Consider the following 18,942-nt stretch of genomic DNA (forward strand, 5'->3'; position numbering starts at 1 on the left):
AAGACAGTCTTCAGAGGTTTTTTTCTAACTAAAACTAAATTTTTACAGCATCAATTTTAAAACTTTTAGTTCCGTTATTATTTAATGTGCACCTTGCTTCAATAAATAAAACCTTCCTAACTAACTAGTAGCTAAGAAGGTTTTTGTTTAACAATTAAAATTTATAGATTAAGTGCATGGAGAATCCATGTTTTGGTCTAATCTTCTTCTGCTAATCCTCCTCCTTCTCCTCTGTTACGTTTTCCTGGATAAGCAAGAGTACCATGTTCAGAAAGGTCTAATCCTCTCTCTTCTACTTCTTTACTTACACGTAGTCCAAGCGTTTTCTTTAATGTGAATAGTATAATCCAAGATAATCCGACTGCCCATACAGCATAAGCTAAGGCACCAATAAATTGTGCTCCAAGCTGAGCAGCACCGCCACCATTAAATAAACCAATGCCAGTCTCGCCATCTACGCCCCAAAGCCCTATGACAAGAGTTCCCCAGACGCCAACTACGCCATGTACAGAAGCTGCTCCAATAGCGTCGTCAATCTTAAGTTTCTTTTCAATGAATTCAATGGAGAACACTACTAGGATACCGCCAATTAGTCCGGCTAAGGCACCACCACCATAGGTCATATTACCACAACCAGCGGTGATACTCACTAAACCTGCTAAAACTCCATTCAAGGTTTGTGCTAGGTGCGGTTTTCCATACCATATCCAAGTCGTGATTAAAGCTCCTAAACCACCGGCTGCAGCGGCTAAATTTGTTACTAGTACTACATTAGAGGCACCAATGGCGTCGGCTCCACCCCAAGCTAATTGAGAACCACCATTAAATCCAAACCACCCTAACCAAAGTATAAATACACCAAGTGTCGCTAAGATTTGGTTATGACCAGGAATAGGTAAAACTTTTCCATCAACAAATTTTCCAATACGTGGACCCACTAATACAGCAGCAACTAATGCAGCCCAACCACCGACGGAGTGAACAATTGAAGATCCGGCGAAATCAATGAATTCTGCTGGCATAATACCGTCCGTGTTGTTTAACCAACCGCCATTCCATTCCCATCCACCAGCAATAGGGTATATCAATGCTGTCATCACTACGGAGAATATGACGTAAGTCGAGTACTTCGTTCTACCAGCAATAGCTCCCGAAACTATAGTTGCAGCTGTGGCGGCAAACATCGTTTGAAAGAATAAGTCGGCACCTTCACCCTGGAATAAACCACTCCAAAAGAACCATCCGTTAGACGAGTCACCATACATTAATGAGTAACCAATAATCCAGTAGGTCAGTGAGCCTACACAGATATCCAGTAAGTTTTTCATGGCAATGTTAACCGCGTTCTTAGAACGCGTCATACCCGATTCTACAAGGGTAAATCCTGCCTGCATAAAGAACACTAAAATACCAGATAGCAACATCCATAGCATTCCTAAATCTCCGTTTATCGCCGATATAGCATCCTCAATATCTTTAGTGGTTGCAGGAACGGTATCTTGCAAAGCGATAAGATTCGGTAAAATAGTTAAAAAGTTATCAGTCATAATAGTTATATTTTATTAGTTAGTTTTTAATTAAAACTTATAGATAGCAGCTAATAAAAAGGACCCAAGGCTCTTTGTGGCTGCTAAATCATTGTCTATAAAGGCGTCGTCAGAAGCACTGTCAAATCTGATTTCAGGTTTAATGATTAAGTCCTCTTCTATGGTGATGTTGCCCGTTAAAGTGGCGGCGAATACACTAGAATCCGCTACGCCTGTTCCTATGGCACCAAAATTTTCGTCTTCAGCAAAGTATTCTCCTCTAAAACCAATAGCAAAAGTCTCGGAAACAGTGTATTGTGGGTATAAAGCAGCACCCATAAATCCTCCCGCATCATCTTCTAAGCTTAGATAAGCCGCATTGATTCCTAAGAAAAACTCGTCAGTTATATTAAAACCTCCTGTATAGTCGATTTCAAAGAAATTAGGGTCGTACAACACATTTAAGTACTGGTCTTTATAGCCCAATTGTGCTCCAGCGGCATAATCTCCTGTTGGATTAAACTCGGTAAGGTCTGTGTTGTTGAATACACCAACCATAATGCTAAAGTCTTCAGAAACTGCAAAATCCGCTTTTAACCCCGTATGACTAAAAGGCCCATAGGAAAACAGATAAGACGTACTATAGTTAAAGTTGGGAACCGGCGAAATCACCTCATAACCTAAGAAGGTATTAAAGTTACCAAAGGTTAAAGTGACGCTTTCGCTCACATTCCAGTAGGCATAGAGTTGATTTACGATGTTACCAGTGCCTGAAATAGAGGCATCACCGTCATCATCAATTTGAATTGTGCCGTACATAGGTGATGCAAATATGGCATCCGTACCTCTTGGTCCAAATACTAAGTCTGCAACAAATCCAATTTTCTCACCTTCATATGAGGCGATGAGATTAGCCATACCTAGCGCAAAACCAGGAAGGTTGGCAAATGATGATCCTGGCGCAATGGCATTTTCGTCATTTGGTGCAGTAAAATTGGCTCTATAATAGGCATCAATGCTACCACTAAAACTAAATGACTTTTTTTCTTCTTTTTCTTCTTCTTGGGCAAATAAACTAAAAGCCAAAAAGAACATTAATAGCGTAGAAATTCTTTTCATAATTCTGCATGTTTAAAAGTTAGTTAGTAGCCAAAACTATTTTATTTTATCTAATACCCCTAAAAAAATAGGGGTACAAATGTAATTTTTATGAATATCTTATTTTATACCCTTTAAAATTTAGGGTTAAATTATTTTTAAGCTGTTTTTTATAAAATTAATAATCAAGAAATTCAATAATTGTCAGAATTTTAACCATTAAATTGAATTATTTTCATTCAAATGTATTTTTCGCAAACGTTTTCGTAATAATTAATAGTTTTTGGTAAAAATATTTTTATTGGATTTTTATCAATTTATAGCTCTATTATTGAAGATTTTTCAGTAAAAACGAGCATAATTATCGATTTGGAAAAAGTGATTTGGCTTTTTTTCAAATAGAATTCTTGAGTATATATTAGTGATATAATAAGGATTGAAAAACCCTCAAAATTTTAGGAATTATGCTGAAGAAACAAGGTCTTTATTTACCAGAATTTGAACATGACAATTGTGGTGCAGGATTTATTTGTAGTCTAACCGGAAAACGTTCTAATGATATTATTCATAAAGCGCTCGAGATTTTAGTGAAATTAGAGCATCGCGGCGCGGTAAGTGCCGATGGTGTTACAGGAGATGGTGCTGGTATTTTAATTGATATCCCACATAACTTTTTCAAGATATTTTGCGAATTTGAGTTGCCGGAGGCTGGTCAGTATGCCGTGAGTAATGTGTTTTTACCAAGAAAAGAAAACCAGCGCCAATACTGCATCGATGTTTTTGAGACCGAGATCAAAAATCAAGGATTGCAACTCATCGGTTGGAGAGACGTGCCGGTCAATAGTGCAATTTTAGGAGACATCGCTAAAACAACAGAACCTTTTGTAAAACAAATATTTATTGGCAAGTCTAATGGCGAGCAATCGGATAGGGAGTTTAACCTAAAACTATTCGCGGCACGGAAAATAACAGAGCATACCATATATAATTCAAGATTATCGGAATCCCAGTTTTTTTACTTGCCAAGCCTTTCTACAAAAGTCATCATATTTAAAGGACTTCTAAAACCCGAGCATATCAACGAATATTATTTAGATTTATTCAACTCGGCATTAGATACCCGATTGGCCTTGGTGCATCAGCGCTTTTCAACCAATACATTTCCAACATGGGATTTGGCACAGCCCTTTAGATACATATGTCATAATGGTGAGATTAATACATTAAGGGGAAATGTGTCTAGAATGTTTTCGCGAGAGGAAATTATGGAGAGCGATGCCTTTGGTGATGATATTAAAAGAATTTTGCCAACGGTTTTAAAAGGAAAATCCGATTCAGCAACCTTAGATATGGTAGTGGAACTACTGCTAATGACAGGTCGTTCCTTGCCAGAAGCCATGATGATGTTGGTGCCAGAAGCTTGGGAGAAAAATCCAAATATGTCAGATGCTAAACGCGCCTTCTATGAATACAACTCCTGTGTTATGGAACCTTGGGATGGTCCTGCATCTATTCCATTTACCGATGGTAATTATATAGGTGCCGTTTTAGATCGAAACGGATTACGTCCTTCACGATACACGGTGACTAAAAGCGGAAATGTCATTATGTCTTCAGAGACGGGTGTTGTGGATATTAAGCCCGAAAACGTAGAGTATCACGGACGCCTAGAGCCTGGGAAGATGTTTTTGGTAGATATGAATGAAGGCCGAATCGTCAATGATGAAGAAATAAAGGAAAAGATTGCCTCCAAATATCCGTATCGACAATGGCTCGATGAAAATTTAATTCACCTTAAAGATATTTCAGCCAAAAAAGGGCCTATTTTATATGATGAGATCGCTCTGAAGAAGCGCGAAATTGTTTTTGGTTATACCCAAGAAGACTTAAATACCATTATAAGACCCATGGCACAATTGGGAAAAGAACCGATTGGATCTATGGGAAGCGATACGCCAATAGCGGTGTTATCGGAGCGACCACAATTGGTCTATAACTACTTTAAGCAGCTGTTTGCTCAGGTGACCAATCCGCCATTGGATGGAATTCGAGAAGAGTTGATTACGGACATCAGCTTAACATTGGGCAGTGATGTCAATCTATTCGCTATCAATGCTGAACATTGCAAGAAACTGAAAATCCAAAATCCAGTGATTTCAAAGCACGATTTGGATAAAATCAGAAATTACGATTCCAATCCGGATTTTAAGGTCACCTCGATTTCAATGTTGTATGAGGTCAATAGAGGTTTGAATGAATTGGAAGTCGCTCTTGATAACTTAGTGACTAAAGCTTCAAAAGCCGTGGATCAAGGTACTAATATTATTATCCTTTCCGATCGCTATGTGGACGAAAACCATGCGCCAATTCCGGCATTATTGGCATGTTCTTATGTGAATCATGCATTGCACAAACTAGGCAAGCGCTCTCGGGTTAGTTTAATTATCGAATCTGCCGAACCTCGTGAAGTCCATCATTTTGCCTTACTCTTTGGTTTTGGAGCCAGTGCCGTTAATCCGTATATCGTCAATGAGATTGTTCAAGAGCAGATTAATACCAATGATGTTACCGATTTAGAATATCTCACAGCCATTAAAAATTATAATAAGGCTATTGGTAAAGGGATTTTAAAGGTGATGAATAAGATTGGAATTTCAACCTTAAATTCTTACCGCGCATCACAATTATTTGAATGTATTGGTATCAATACCGCTACGGTCGACAAATACTTTCCCAATACACCAACGCGTATACAAGGTATTGGTTTACGGGAGATTGAGCAGGAAATTGTAAAACGCCATAGAAGGGCCTTTCAGGTAAACGATACCACTGTGGATATTGAAATTGGTGGTGATTATAGATGGCGACGTGGACAGGAAAAACACATGTTCAATCCGTTGACAGTGGCTAAATTACAAGAAGCGGTTAGAACCAATAAAGCCACGACTTATAAGGAATACTCTAAATTGGTGAACGACCAATCCAAGCATCTAATGACCATTAGAGGCTTATTTGAATTTGATCAGTTTGACCCCATTCCACTTGAAGAAGTCGAGTCTTGGACCGAAATCGTTAAACGTTTTAAAACAGGGGCCATGTCTTACGGTTCCATTAGTAAGGAAGCGCATGAAAATTTAGCTGTAGCCATGAATAGAATTGGTGGGAAATCCAATTCGGGTGAAGGAGGTGAAGATCAAGAACGTTTTTACAAAAGTTCGCAAGGGGATTGGCGAAACTCAGCCATTAAGCAAATCGCTTCTGGTCGATTTGGCGTCACATCCAACTATTTAACGAATGCCAATGAGATTCAGATCAAAATAGCACAAGGGGCGAAGCCAGGTGAAGGTGGGCAATTGCCAGGCCCTAAAGTTAATCGCGAAATTGCCAAAACACGAAATTCAACCCCTTATGTCGGTTTGATTTCACCACCACCACATCACGATATTTATTCCATTGAGGATTTATCCCAACTGATATACGATGCAAAATCTGCGAATAGAGAGGCGCGAATCAACGTAAAATTGGTCTCTGAAGTTGGCGTCGGAACTGTGGCCGCGGGTGTGGCCAAAGCCAAAGCCGATGTGATTCTGATTTCAGGTTTTGACGGCGGAACAGGAGCATCTCCATTAACTTCTCTGCGCCATGCAGGCTTACCTTGGGAACTAGGTATAGCAGAAGCTCAACAAACCTTGGTGATGAACGATTTACGTAATCGTGTGGTTTTAGAATGTGATGGCCAATTAAAAACTGGTCGCGATGTCGCCATTGCTTGTTTATTGGGCGCAGAGGAGTTTGGATTTGCCACAGCGCCTTTGGTCGCTTCAGGATGTATTATGATGCGCGTATGCCACTTAAATACCTGCCCTGTAGGTATCGCTACCCAAAATCCAGAACTGCGAAAGAAATTCAAAGGGAAACCAGAGCATGTCGTAAATTATATGTATTTCGTTGCTCAAGAATTACGCGAGATTATGGCCAAACTTGGCTTTAGAACGGTTAATGAAATGGTAGGTCAGGTACATAAACTCAATCGTAACAAAGCTATTGAACATTATAAAGCCTCTGGTATTGATTTAACACCTATTCTTCATAAAGTTGAGGTTGCAGAGGATGTTAAACTCTATAATACCGAAAACCAAGCCCACCATTTAGAAACTCATTTGGATTTTCAAATTATAAGTCAAGCGCACCAAGCACTCTTTAGAAGACAACGCACCCATTTAGATTTGCCCATTACCAATATGGATAGGGCAGTTGGAGCCATAGTGAGCAATGAAATTTCAAAAATTTATGGTGCCAAAGGTTTACCAGAAGATACCATTAACATCGATTTTAAGGGTTCGGCAGGCCAAAGCTTTGGAGCCTTTACCACTAAAGGAGTGCGTATGACCGTTCATGGCAATACCAACGATTATTTGGGGAAAGGCCTATCCGGTGGAAAGCTGATTATTAAAGTCCCTGTTGAGAGCACCATTGTACCCGAAAATAATATCATTACGGGTAATGTAACCCTTTATGGTGCCACAAGTGGTGAAGTTTATATTAACGGTAAAGCAGGGGAGCGTTTTTGCGTAAGAAACTCTGGGGCCAAAGCCGTTGTTGAAGGTATTGGGGACCATGGTTGTGAGTATATGACAGGTGGGGTAGCCGTGATTTTAGGATCCGTAGGTCGTAATTTTGGTGCAGGTATGAGTGGTGGTATTGCCTATGTGTTAGATGTAGATAACACCTTTGAATCCTTATGTAATTCGGCCGAACTAAATATTGATCCAGTAGACCATGTTGAAGATCAGGTGCAATTGGAACAGCTGGTTGAAAATCATTTTATCGCAACGAGAAGCCCATTAGCAAGACGACTTTTGGATGATTGGAAAAACTACCTTCCAAAGTTTAAAAAAGTACTGCCGGAAGAATACCGACAGGCCTTATTACGATTAGAACAAGAACAATTAGAAATAGCTTAAGTCATGGGAAAGATAACAGGATTTTTAGAATTTGAGCGACAGAACGAACAGTATATAGCGCCAAAAAAGCGCATTAAGAATTATAAAGAGTTTACCATTCCGCTAGAGGAAGACAAGCTTAAAGACCAAGGCGCACGCTGTATGGACTGTGGTATTCCGTTTTGCCATAGCGGTTGTCCGCTTGGGAATTTAATACCCGATTTTAACGATAAGGTCTATAAAGGCAAATGGAAGGAAGCCGCAGAGATTTTACATAAAACCAATAATTTTCCAGAGTTTACAGGACGTTTGTGTCCAGCACCTTGCGAGGAAGCTTGTGTGTTAGGTATTAATGAAGATCCTGTAACCATTGAGAACATTGAGAAGAATATTGTGGAGACCGCTTTTGAAGAGGGTTGGATTACAGCCCAACCTCCAAAGGTAAGAACAGGGAAATCTGTTGCGGTTGTAGGTTCAGGGCCAGCAGGATTAGCGGCAGCGCAACAACTCAATAGGGCAGGGCATAGTGTGACTGTGTTTGAGCGTGACGCCAAAGTCGGTGGCTTATTGCGCTATGGTATTCCGGATTTTAAAATGGAAAAGCATGTGATTGATAGACGACTTAAAGTATTGGAAGAAGAAGGCATCACCTTTAAAACCAATGCGCATGTCGGAGCTAATGTGGATGCCAATCAATTGAAAGCCGATTTTGATGCTGTTGTACTCTGTGGTGGTGCTACGGTAAGACGGAGTATCCCCATTCCCGGTTCGGACTTAAAAGGTGTGACCCAAGCCATGGATTTCTTAAAATTGAATAACCAATACGTCGATGGCCTGGTGGATTTTGAAGCCGTCATTTCAGCAGAAGATAAGCATGTTATTGTCATTGGTGGTGGTGATACCGGCAGTGATTGTATCGGGACTTCTAATCGTCATGGCGCTAAATCGGTGACCAATTTTGAAATTTTAGACCGACCTACTGAAGGCCGACCAGCACATCAACCTTGGCCCTATTGGCCGATGAAGTTACGAACGAGTTCGTCGCATAAGGAAGGTGTGGAGCGTTTCTTTAGTATTTCCACTAAGGAATTTTTAGGCGATGGCAAAGGGAACCTTAAAGGTTTAAAAACCGTTGAGGTCGAATGGTTATTTAAAGAAGGCGAGCGTCCACAATTGAAAGAGATTGCAGGTACTGAGAAAGAATGGGAATGTGATTTAGCCTTACTGGCCTTAGGTTTTACAGGCTCTGAAAAAACCTTAGCGGAGCAATTTGGATTGGAAATGGATTTTAGAACCAACATCCAAGCCACCACCAAAGACTATGCGACCAATGTACCGGGTGTTTTTGTGGCTGGTGATATGCGCCGCGGACAATCGTTGATTGTTTGGGCTATTTCCGAAGGGCGCCAGGCCGCACATCATGTGGATGCCTATTTAATGGGCGAATCACATTTACCATTAAAAGACGATAGTGATCTGCCACGTGTATAAAATAACCAACTCAACCACTACTAGTTTTTGTGATTAGGGTTAGGGCTATCAATTCTAGTAGATTTAAGAAGCACCTGAGAGGGTGCTTTTTTGTTAAAGCTATTTATGCCCAAAAAGAACCAAAAACGTGAGTCTTGCGTTATTTCTGATAGTCCTGCAAACACCCAAAACCTATTACCAAATATCCAATGCCTATCAATAAAAAGGACAGACGTTATGTCCATCCTTTTACAACTCAATTTGTATTTTAATCTTGCCCTGAGCTTGTCGAAGGGTTATTGTTTTACAATTGTTTAAGTTTAAAAAATAATCCATCAACTATTCTGTGCCATTACCGGTTTAATTTTTAAGCTACAATAGTGGAAAAATCTTCTTTCTTTTCCTTATTAATTCTTTAGGAAAAACTTCTTCTGTTTTATCAAAAACAAGACAAGATAAGTCTATTACTCTATCTTCATGTGTATATATTCTCGTAAAATGATACATTCCAAAATACAAAAAATCAATTCTCTTATCGTACTTAGGCGGGGATAAATTAAGTTCTATTTTTTCTATGTTATCATTATTAAACTTAATTAACTCTGACTTCGTCTTGTAGATATAACTTTTATCATTATTAACTTTAAAATTAACAGATTTGCTTTTTTGCCGATGGTTAAAATATAATATTATAAGAGGTGTTGCAAAGAATAAGATCCATGCTGATATAACGGCTATGAAAACTATTGATAATACCGAAGCACTCTCTGTTTTACTATTGTAAATCAAAATCAAAAAAGCTGTCAAAATATGCGCTAGAAAAGTAATCAAGAGACTTTTGTACAAGTACTTCCAGTTTGCTTTTTTATCAAATTTATACTTTTCTCCCATAAACTATAATTATTACCCCCTTGCTGGCGCTCGTTTGCAACGAGTGTGCAAATCGACTAAGCCATAAAACCGACATCATCAATTTCTAATATTGCATGGTCGTTTTGGAAGTTCCTAATGCTAGAGTATTTCCAATCTATTTCATTGGTGACAAATGTCTGCAATTAAGGCAATTTAATTTTTCTACTCATCGCTTAAAATTACAAAAGCTTCTACATTCTGTAAAAGCTTTTGTATCTTATTGTTACCGTCACTCGTCACAGACGAGCGCTAGCGGGGGGACTCAATCACTAATCGCCAAGTATGAACAACCATAAATCATAGACCTAAAATCCCAAGTTCTCCGAAATTATCAGGACTAAGTCTATATAATCTATTTACTCTTTGAAGAAAACTTTGCAAATCCAAAATACCGCTACTTATACTTATTGTGCTAATATTATCGTTATATTTGAATAATGGACGTTTGGACAGTCATAGGAATCATATCTTCACTTTTGGGAATTTTATCGTACTTAAAGAATAATACTTCTCTACTATCCCTTTTTAAAAAAAACTGATTGTAATGTGTTTTTTAATGTGTGTTTTAGTCTGATGTTCACATATTTAATTGTTAATAATTACATTACATCTATCTATTCAAAACAATCACCAACCTTTACACCAAAAAAAGGACAGACGTTATGTCTATCCTTTTGTGAGTATTTGAGTTTATGTAAGTGCGAATTGTAAATCCGCACTATCTGATCAGCTTATTAGCTATTCTTTACATAGTTTAGCTTCCATCACTTGTTCAATTTCTTCAAACTTCAAAGTAGATTTGTAATAGAAACATTTTTTTTAATCTTTATTAGCTCAACCAGAATTCCACCAAGTGAGTTTATCATTTTTTGTGTTTCGGATAATTCAGCTTTAGAGTCGTCATATTTGACCACGTAATTGCAATCGTCAATCCAGCTAATTATTGCGTATTGAGGTTCATTCGGATACCCAGCATTCTTAAGTTCTTCGGGCAGCTCTTAAATAGTTTCTATTTGTTTATTACCTTCACGCATAATTTTATAATTTAACTCTACTGGCTCAGAAATGGTGGCTGTAAAACTTCCTTCCTTAAAATCTTCGCAAGATAACTTTTGCCCGAAAGAACTTACGCAAAACATGCTCAGGAAAATGAATATTATATTTTTCATAGCGCTCTAAAAATTATTGTTATACCAGATACAATTAAAATGAATATCCCAAGAAAATATCTAGGTTGAGTGGCTAAAATAAACTTTTTATCCTCCCTCTTTAACCTTTTTCTTCTTTTTAGTTCATATTCTAGCCAAACCAAGCCAATAGAAATTAAACTAAAACCGAATATTATATTGAGCCAATCCATTTTATATTTATTTTAATCTTCGACAGTAGTTTCAGAACCTGTACTGCTATCATCACTTGAATACTTTTTTTGTATCTCTTTTATTAAATGATCTGTAATTTCAGAAAGTGATATTTCAACTCCTTTAATGACAGAATTGATGACATCACCCCCGCTACCGTCTTTTGTTAGTTGCTCCATTGCCTTATCAGACAATTTGCCAAATACCATTTGTGACCCATTTTCAATTACAATATTACCGAAACTTTTTCCTTCCGTAAGGTCAAGGGTTATATTTATACCTGTTCCAATCCCACTAATTAATTCTCCTGCTCCAATTATTTCTGGTTGGCCAGTGACTACACCAAAATATGTTATGTAATCACCTGTCGTTTCGAGATTTTCTGCAGCGTCCCTCGCTATTTCTTTTCCTGTATCAATTGTATTAGAACCTATTTCATTAATTGATTCTGACATTACATGTGCATCCTGAATTTTGTTAACATTAATATTTCCAACAGAAACATTACTCTTTTCTTGACCTGTTCTATGTGCTTCAATTCTATTTCCTATAGCTTTATGCAATTTGCTTTGGGAACCTGAATTTTTAGATTGCCAATCTTGATATTTTTGCATTAAATACAGCGGTACTCAATGCTCTATTAATTCTGCTCCTTCAAGTTCAGTACCCATTCCAAGTTTATTCTCTTGAAATGCATATGTTGAATTATAAGTAAAATCCTCAGCTAAAGGATCAATTGTCAAAAATCTACCAATTGCCGCATCGTAATTTCTATATCTAAATGATATCCAATTTAAGCCCAACTCGTCGTTTAATTCCTGTCCTTGATAAGTCTTTAACCTGCTCGCTACTGAGTTCACATTCGCACTCACCACGTCATTATATCCCTTATGCTTCAGGCCAAAAGGATAGTAGTTATTTTTCTCGATGATTTCTGAACTGGCATCTATGTCACCATTTTGGTCGGAGTCGGCATAGGTCAATCTTATATTTCCCAAATGGTCCTTATATTGATACACATATTTTTAAGGTGGATGTTTTTGTGCACTTGATGATGGCGGTTCCACCGAGCCCTCTGGATGCGAAAATAGCTTTAGTACGTTGTTCTCGTAGATAAAGTTGCCTGCATATTCTGTTGTCGTACCTGCCACTATCTTTTTCTGTTTAACACCTGTCGCATCGAAATGATAACCAAGCGCCAATTTGAAACATCATAAGTTAACCATGCCTTATTTTATAAGGTTTAACAGAAGTTTGTATATGTCAAAGAACAAGAACAGGTTCACAGATGCAAACCTGCTCTGTTTATAAAAATTTGATTTTCAATAACTAAAAACTGTCAATCCACAAAAGTGCCATTTTGAAACTCTACCCTACATTACCTAGCTTAGTTATAATTTATTTTCTGAACTTTCAATAATTTAATCTTTCCTTGATTATTTTTAAACATATACATATAACTGATACCGAAATGCGTTCTATTGTCATAATTTACATTCCGCTTTTTCTCTTTTATTAATTCAGCAAAAAATATTCCGCCCTGTTCTTCAGTAAAGTATATTTTAAGTTTGGCACACTTTTTTTTATTCAAATCCAGGAGCGTCTTATCTATTGTATTCTTCTTTTTATCATTATTGACAATATCATAGTCTGATAGCTCAATATCATTTTCTGAGAGTTGTTCCTTAAACATTTTACCCATTTTAGAAAAAACTATCAATTCATCAGAAACATGATATTTCCTAGGATTACTCGTATAAGAACTATACTCATTGGAATTGATGATTATTTCAAGGGCGTCTTTGTATTGTACCATTTGCTCCGATATCACAAACGGCAAAATCAAATAGCACAGTGTGATTACATTTTTCATATTTAAAATCTAATATTTGTTGATCTTCTAACTATTCTGCCACGCCTATTAGTGGTATGATATCTAAATCTAAGAGATGAATTACCTGGTACTGCACCTCGATTAACTCCTGGTGGGCCAAATGCTCTTGCTCTATTTGTAGCTTGATAACTTGTCCTTTGTCCATATGGTCTTGCACCTGCATTAGCTGGATTATTGTCAAGCTCTTGTCTATAAACATTAACTCTATCAACTACAGGTCCTGTATCTGTACTTCCAGGTCTAATTGGATCAATATGTGAACCACCAGCAGCTGTATGTCTAAACTCATGGAAAGCAGTCATTCCTACGCCTAAAGTCCTATCATTTAATTCAGCAGGTGTTCCATTAATAAAACTGGTTATTTGACTATCTCCCAACCATATTTCATTTCCGCCGTGAGGTGTCGCAGAATCATTAGGTGTTATACCAATATCGGTAACACCGTTTCCATCAATATAACTAATTAAATCTGCTCTTGCAGATGCACTACCATTTTCAATAGCATTACCGTTTGCATCAATAGTAGTTGATATAATAGGGTCACCATTAGCGTCTGTCGCATAGGTCATTACACCGGTATTGGCATCAACATTTAAGGTTAGTCCTGTTTGCTGTTGCCAATCGTTTACTAATTGTTGTTGGTAATTAGTGTTGTTGGCATTATCATAAATGGCAACTCGTGTTACACTTATACTATCACCAGCTATTTCTCTATATTTTATAGGATTGTTTATAGTAAACGCATAAGATGAATGACTTTCATATTTTTCTGCAAACCTATCTATCTTTCCAAATCTGCCCAAAGCAGGGTCGTAATCTCTCCATTGGTAAGCATAAGTATCTTTTCCAAGCTCATCTTCAAACTCTTGTCCCTGATACTTATATTTTGAAGCTTGCGAATTCACATTAGCAGAAACCACGTCATTATACCCTCTATGCTTCAAACCAAAGGGATAGTAGTTATGCTCCTCGATGATTTCTAAAGTCCCATCATTATCAAAATAATTCAATCTAATATTCCCCAGATGGTCCTTGTATTGATAGACATAAGTAGGGGCTCCCGTTTTGGAACTTGGGGCTGGCGGCTCCAGATAACCCTCGGGGTTAGACAACATCTTAAAGACATTATTCTCGTAGATAATCTTACCCGCATAGTCCGTTGTGGTTCCCGTACTCACGATCTTCTTTTGTTTTACACCTGTGGCATCGTAAATATACTCAATATTACCGCCTGTTGATTTCCATTAACTAGTTTACTAAATTATCCCTATTACCCAACACCTTAAAAGAAAAAAGGACAGACGTTATGTCCATCCTTTTGTTACTAAAATTATATTTTAATTTATTGTTTTACAATTATTTAAGTTTAAAGATTAATCCGTCAACTGTTCTGTGCCATTACCGCTTTTAGTCATATCAATAATAATGCTACCTTCCATATTAGTATAGATTTTGTTATCCGAAAATACTTTTATTTTATAACTATTAATTGAAGAATCCATAAGGATAGCTTTATATCTCCTATCACTTTTCAAACGCGCAGAAATTACTTCGCTGCGAGGGGTATGAATAATACTATTTTTAGAATCGAAAAAGTATGTTTTTACAGACGTACTATCATTGAAAAACAAAAACATATTTTCTGTCTTTTCGACATATACTTTTTTGTTTTCATTTACGGAGTCTAAAAAATTCGTTATATCATTTTGATTACCATCAAATGAACAAATATACTCACCATTAGAGTCAAAAGTCATATTGCTTTTACAATTAATAACAAAGATTGTAATCAACAATAAAAAAATCAGATTCTTTAATTTTCTCATAATTAGTTTTTTCTATTATAATATGGGTTTTTGGTTCCTTTAACCGGTGAAGGTTTATACGGAATTATTCCGCTTGTATCTTCCATTGTATCTACCTTGTCGAAATTAAAATGTTTAGTTCCTGATTTCTGGAGAATATTTTGAACACTTTTTCCATCTTTTGTTTTTAATATAACTACAGCAAAATGTCTTTCATTAGTGAGTATTGCTAAGGCATAATTTTCGATATCTGTTTGAACTTTAGGGTCCTTTAATGCACCGACAATTTGAGCATCCGAAAGGCCATTTTGTCTCATTTGTTGTATAAAAGTCTTCTTTGCCTCATTTCTCGCACTTGGCATAGCTCTACTGTCGGATTTGTCTATTCTAAAATGAATAATAGCCCCTATTTTAGTTTCACTTTCGGTAACAGAATCATAATCGGTTTTAAGGTCATCAGCTAAATCTTCAATATTATTATGGTTCTCACCTGTATTATATTGGTCTCTTGTATCTGAACAATTACTACCACCTGCAAAGTTAGCACAATTCCAATCATCTTGCTTCTGTGCAACGGTATTCATTGCAGTGTTTATAACTGATACTTCCTCCAATTGCCCCAAACCTAAAGATGTACCCTCACTTATAGCTAAATTTCTTAATTCAGGATGAGCATATAGAATATCCTTGACACTAATTCCTAGTTGAGTACTTAAAGAACTTAAGTCATCACCCCCCTCAGCTGTAAAATTTAATGAATAAATATAGTTTCCATTTGTATCATATCCACCTGTAATATTGACGACCCACATTCCATTGGGATCAATATACGAAAGAGGGTTATTAGCTGCATAAGTAAAAGTTGACGAATAATAATAAAACTCACTCATAGGATCCAAATTCATCCACCTACCTAAACTTGCATCATAGTTCCTAGCACCATAATCATGCCAATCTAAACTATTTCCGTTAACGTCATCATCTTGAAGTTCTTTCCCATTATATTTAAACTTCTGCGCCACACTATTCACATTCGCAGACACCACGTCATTATACCCCTTATGCTGTAACCCAAAAGGATAATAGTTGTTCTCCTCGATGATTTCGGTACTACTGTCAATACTACCGCTCTTATCGCTATCCGAGTATGTCAATCTTATATTTCCCAAATGATCCTTGTATTGATAGGCATACTTGTATTCCGAACCCCGTTTTGCGTTTCCGGCAGGCGGCTCCGCATAGCCGTCGGGATACGAGAACATTTTTAGCGTCCCGTTCTCATAGATAAAGTTCCCCGCATAGTCTGTTGTTGTTCCCGTACTCACGATCTTTTTTTGTTTTACCCCTGTGGCGTCGTAAATATACTGAATATTCCCCCCGGAAAGTGTCACTTGGGTCGGCAAATCGAGGTGGTTGTACAAAATATTCGACGAAATGCCCTTGTTGAGATCCGTCAGCATATTGCCGTTGGCATCATAGGTGTACTCCGTGGTTAGGTTAGCCCCATCTTTAAAGCCAAAGTTGTCCTCCCCGTTGTCCAAGACCTTCTTTAAGCGGTTGCTCTTGGTCTCGTAAGTGTAGACCAGATTGTCCATATCCCCAAAGGCCGTCGCTGCGGCGTTTTCGTGCCCGTTTCTCTGCAGAGCGGTAATGTTCCCGTTTTTATCATAGTCAATATTGGACACGGAATACCTGTTGGGCTGGTTACCGCTACCGGTGTTAAAGACCCCTGCGGTAAACCTGTTGAGCGCATCGTACTCGTAACGGTACCGTCTCAGTAGATTGTCGCTTGCGGTCTTCCATGCGGTCTCGGCAATGTTGCCGTTGTAGAGCAGGGTACCCCCGTGGTCCTGCGTATTGTAGTTGATCTTAAAGCCAAAGAGGTCGCTGCCAAGACTGGCCGGGTCGTTGATGGTCCTTAACCAGCCCCTCACGTTATAATCGTAGTCCACCTGTTGCAACCTAGTGGTATTCTGCTTGCCGCCCACGCCCTTACTAGTCAACTGCCCCAGATCGTCATAAGTATTGGCGGCAAGGACCTCATCCAGGGCAGCACTGTTGATCTTCTGTCTGTGGTCCAAAAGCCTATTGGTATGGTCATAAGTAAACCTATCCACGATCGTGATCGTATTATATCCAATTCTCGCATGGGTCGCCGTGGTTTCGGTGACCGTGCCATCAAAGCTAAGATCGCTCTTTACCTTGTCCGTGGTCTTTATGTAATCGTTATTTGAGTAGACGTAGATGGGCCTTGACTTATCGTCATAATAGGTCACCGTGGTGATCCAGTCGTCGGTACCCAACACCCTGACCTTACTGCCCGTGGCCAAGCCCTTTACATTGGTCTCGGGCGTTACCCCATAGGCCGTATCGGAGCTACCACCGGCCAAGTCAAAAGTATAGTTGTCGTAATAGTTGATGGTATAGATCTCCGAGATATTGGTGGTCGGGTAACCGTTGTTGCTGTAGTAAATGGTCGTCCCTGCCAATGTGGAGGCATTGCCCAGTTTGGTCACATGGGTAGTGGTCACAGCATTGGCGGCATTCTGTAATGCCGTTCTGGTGCTGCCGCTGGTGATATAGCCCGTGTAGGCCACCCGACCGAACACATCGTACTTGGTAAACAGCCACCTGGTCTGGGCCCCAAGGTTGGCATCCCGGGTCAATATCGGTTGGTCCAGTATGTTATAGACGATATACTCCCAGCCCTTGCCGGGGATCTTCTTTTCCACCAATCGGTTGTGCTCATCATATTTATACTGGTAGCACAGTTCGCTGAGTTCGGTGGCATCGGGCTTGTCCACATGGGCCTCCGCCTTGGGGGGCAGCACAAAGCTCAGGTTGCCAAAGTCGTCATAGGCATAATAGGTGTCATGCGCCACCCCGTTGTCGTAGGTACGCTTCAATACCACCCAGCCCTGCTTGTCCTTGAACTCCTCGGTGGTATGGTCCTTGGTAGCGGTCCCCGGATGGTTCTCGTCCCTGGTGACGGTCTTGATAAGCTCGTGCACCGCATAGTGGCCACCGGTGCTCAGTGTCGGTACATAGGTCACCACTCCATTGGTCGTGTTCTTTGACAGGGCAACGTCATAGCGCCGTACCTCGGTGGCTGAGGTATTGGTAAGATAGTCCATCTCGATCTCATGGCCATTGCCAAGTTTCCAGTCCTTGCCCGGTGCGGCCTGTTTCATTACCCTGTTCAAGGGGGAATTATCGAACTCCTTTTCCGAATAGGGGTTGATGTCCACCGTGGTCATCCCGGGGAAGTCATCGTCGTAGGCCGAGGCATCATAATGGTCCAGCACCTTGGTCAGGGCATCGGACCTGTAGCTACCGATGTTTGTCGTTGCACTGTAGGGCAGGTACTCCCTGACCATCCTACCGTACGGATCGTACTCTATCGGGGTAATGATGTCCTCGCTGTTGCCCCCGGCCCTGATGGCCACCGACTGCTTGGCCCGCCCCAGCCCGTCAAAGTAATTGATGGCCTCGATCTTCTCACCGTTGGTCAGTGTAGTGATGTCCGTGGTGGCCGTCCTCGGGGTGATGTTGTGCACGTAGTTAAGGGCCGTTACCACCACGGGCGTCGGTGGGTTTACCGTCACGGCCATATTGTCCAATACCACATCATTACGATCCTTAAAGGCCACATCGCCCAAACCCAGTACGTTCCACTGTACGATGGCAAAATAGTCCGTTCCAGAGCTGCTGGTACTCATGACGATGCCCCCGGTGACCTCCCAGACGCCCCCCGGCCTCGAGTTGCCGTCGTTAAAGGTATAGGTATAGTTAATACCCAGCTCCACCGGATCGGGACCCGAAAGGTGCTGTGCGTGGCCTATGGTACAAAAAACAAATAGTAACAATGTACCGAACGAGATTAAAACGTTTTGCTTCATGAGTTGATGGATTTAATATGTTGTGTGTTTTATA

Annotated in this window: 11 protein-coding genes; 2 read left to right on the forward strand and 9 right to left on the reverse strand. The window is 39.4% G+C overall.

Annotation, left to right across the window (positions count from 1 at the left end; all coding sequences use genetic code 11):
* Positions 1 to 197: 197 nt before the first annotated feature.
* Together ACO052_RS06880 and ACO052_RS06885 are read right to left on the reverse strand one after the other, a co-directional pair.
* Positions 198 to 1,547 carry an ammonium transporter gene (locus ACO052_RS06880; protein WP_422107268.1) on the reverse strand — a complete coding sequence of 450 codons (1,350 nt, stop codon included), beginning with the start codon at positions 1,545 to 1,547 and terminating at the stop codon, positions 198 to 200.
* 30 nt (positions 1,548 to 1,577) lie between these two features.
* A complete protein-coding gene (locus ACO052_RS06885; RefSeq protein WP_422107269.1) occupies positions 1,578 to 2,645 on the reverse strand; it encodes an outer membrane beta-barrel protein in 1,068 nt (355 codons plus the stop codon).
* Between the two features lie 443 nt (positions 2,646 to 3,088).
* Here ACO052_RS06885 and gltB point away from each other — a divergent pair, with 443 nt between their 5' ends.
* Both gltB and ACO052_RS06895 read left to right on the forward strand, forming a co-directional pair.
* Positions 3,089 to 7,588 carry a glutamate synthase large subunit gene (gene gltB / locus ACO052_RS06890; protein WP_422107270.1) on the forward strand — a complete coding sequence of 1,500 codons (4,500 nt, stop codon included), beginning with the start codon at positions 3,089 to 3,091 and terminating at the stop codon, positions 7,586 to 7,588.
* 3 nt (positions 7,589 to 7,591) lie between these two features.
* On the forward strand, positions 7,592 to 9,058 hold the full coding sequence (locus tag ACO052_RS06895; RefSeq protein ID WP_422107271.1) for a glutamate synthase subunit beta: 1,467 nt from the start codon (positions 7,592 to 7,594) through the stop codon (positions 9,056 to 9,058).
* Positions 9,059 to 9,409: 351 nt separating this feature from the next.
* On the opposite strand, the gene ACO052_RS06900 is transcribed toward ACO052_RS06895, so the two are convergent.
* The 7 genes from ACO052_RS06900 to ACO052_RS06930 all read right to left on the reverse strand — a co-directional run bounded on the left by ACO052_RS06900 (position 9,410) and on the right by ACO052_RS06930 (position 18,908).
* Positions 9,410 to 9,928 carry a hypothetical protein gene (locus ACO052_RS06900; RefSeq protein WP_422107272.1) on the reverse strand — a complete coding sequence of 173 codons (519 nt, stop codon included), beginning with the start codon at positions 9,926 to 9,928 and terminating at the stop codon, positions 9,410 to 9,412.
* Positions 9,929 to 11,321: 1,393 nt separating this feature from the next.
* The gene (locus tag ACO052_RS06905; protein WP_422107273.1) at positions 11,322 to 11,924 is read right to left on the reverse strand and encodes a hypothetical protein; all 603 of its coding nucleotides are present in this window, start codon (positions 11,922 to 11,924) and stop codon (positions 11,322 to 11,324) included.
* A 15-nt stretch (positions 11,925 to 11,939) separates the two neighbouring features.
* Positions 11,940 to 12,308, reverse strand: coding sequence for an RHS repeat domain-containing protein (locus ACO052_RS06910; protein WP_422107274.1), 369 nt, complete (start codon positions 12,306 to 12,308; stop codon positions 11,940 to 11,942).
* 389 nt (positions 12,309 to 12,697) lie between these two features.
* Positions 12,698 to 13,183 carry a hypothetical protein gene (locus ACO052_RS06915; protein ID WP_422107275.1) on the reverse strand — a complete coding sequence of 162 codons (486 nt, stop codon included), beginning with the start codon at positions 13,181 to 13,183 and terminating at the stop codon, positions 12,698 to 12,700.
* A gap of 2 nt (positions 13,184 to 13,185) precedes the next feature.
* Positions 13,186 to 14,382: an RHS repeat-associated core domain-containing protein gene (locus tag ACO052_RS06920; protein ID WP_422107276.1), complete on the reverse strand. Its 1,197-nt coding sequence runs from the start codon at positions 14,380 to 14,382 to the stop codon at positions 13,186 to 13,188.
* 195 nt (positions 14,383 to 14,577) lie between these two features.
* The gene (locus tag ACO052_RS06925) at positions 14,578 to 15,030 is read right to left on the reverse strand and encodes a hypothetical protein (RefSeq protein WP_422107278.1); all 453 of its coding nucleotides are present in this window, start codon (positions 15,028 to 15,030) and stop codon (positions 14,578 to 14,580) included.
* Positions 15,031 to 15,032: 2 nt separating this feature from the next.
* Positions 15,033 to 18,908, reverse strand: coding sequence for a DUF6443 domain-containing protein (locus tag ACO052_RS06930; protein WP_422107279.1), 3,876 nt, complete (start codon positions 18,906 to 18,908; stop codon positions 15,033 to 15,035).
* Positions 18,909 to 18,942 lie beyond the last annotated feature (34 nt).

The organism is Winogradskyella sp. (genome assembly GCF_965228925.1).
GTDB lineage: Bacteria > Bacteroidota > Bacteroidia > Flavobacteriales > Flavobacteriaceae > Winogradskyella.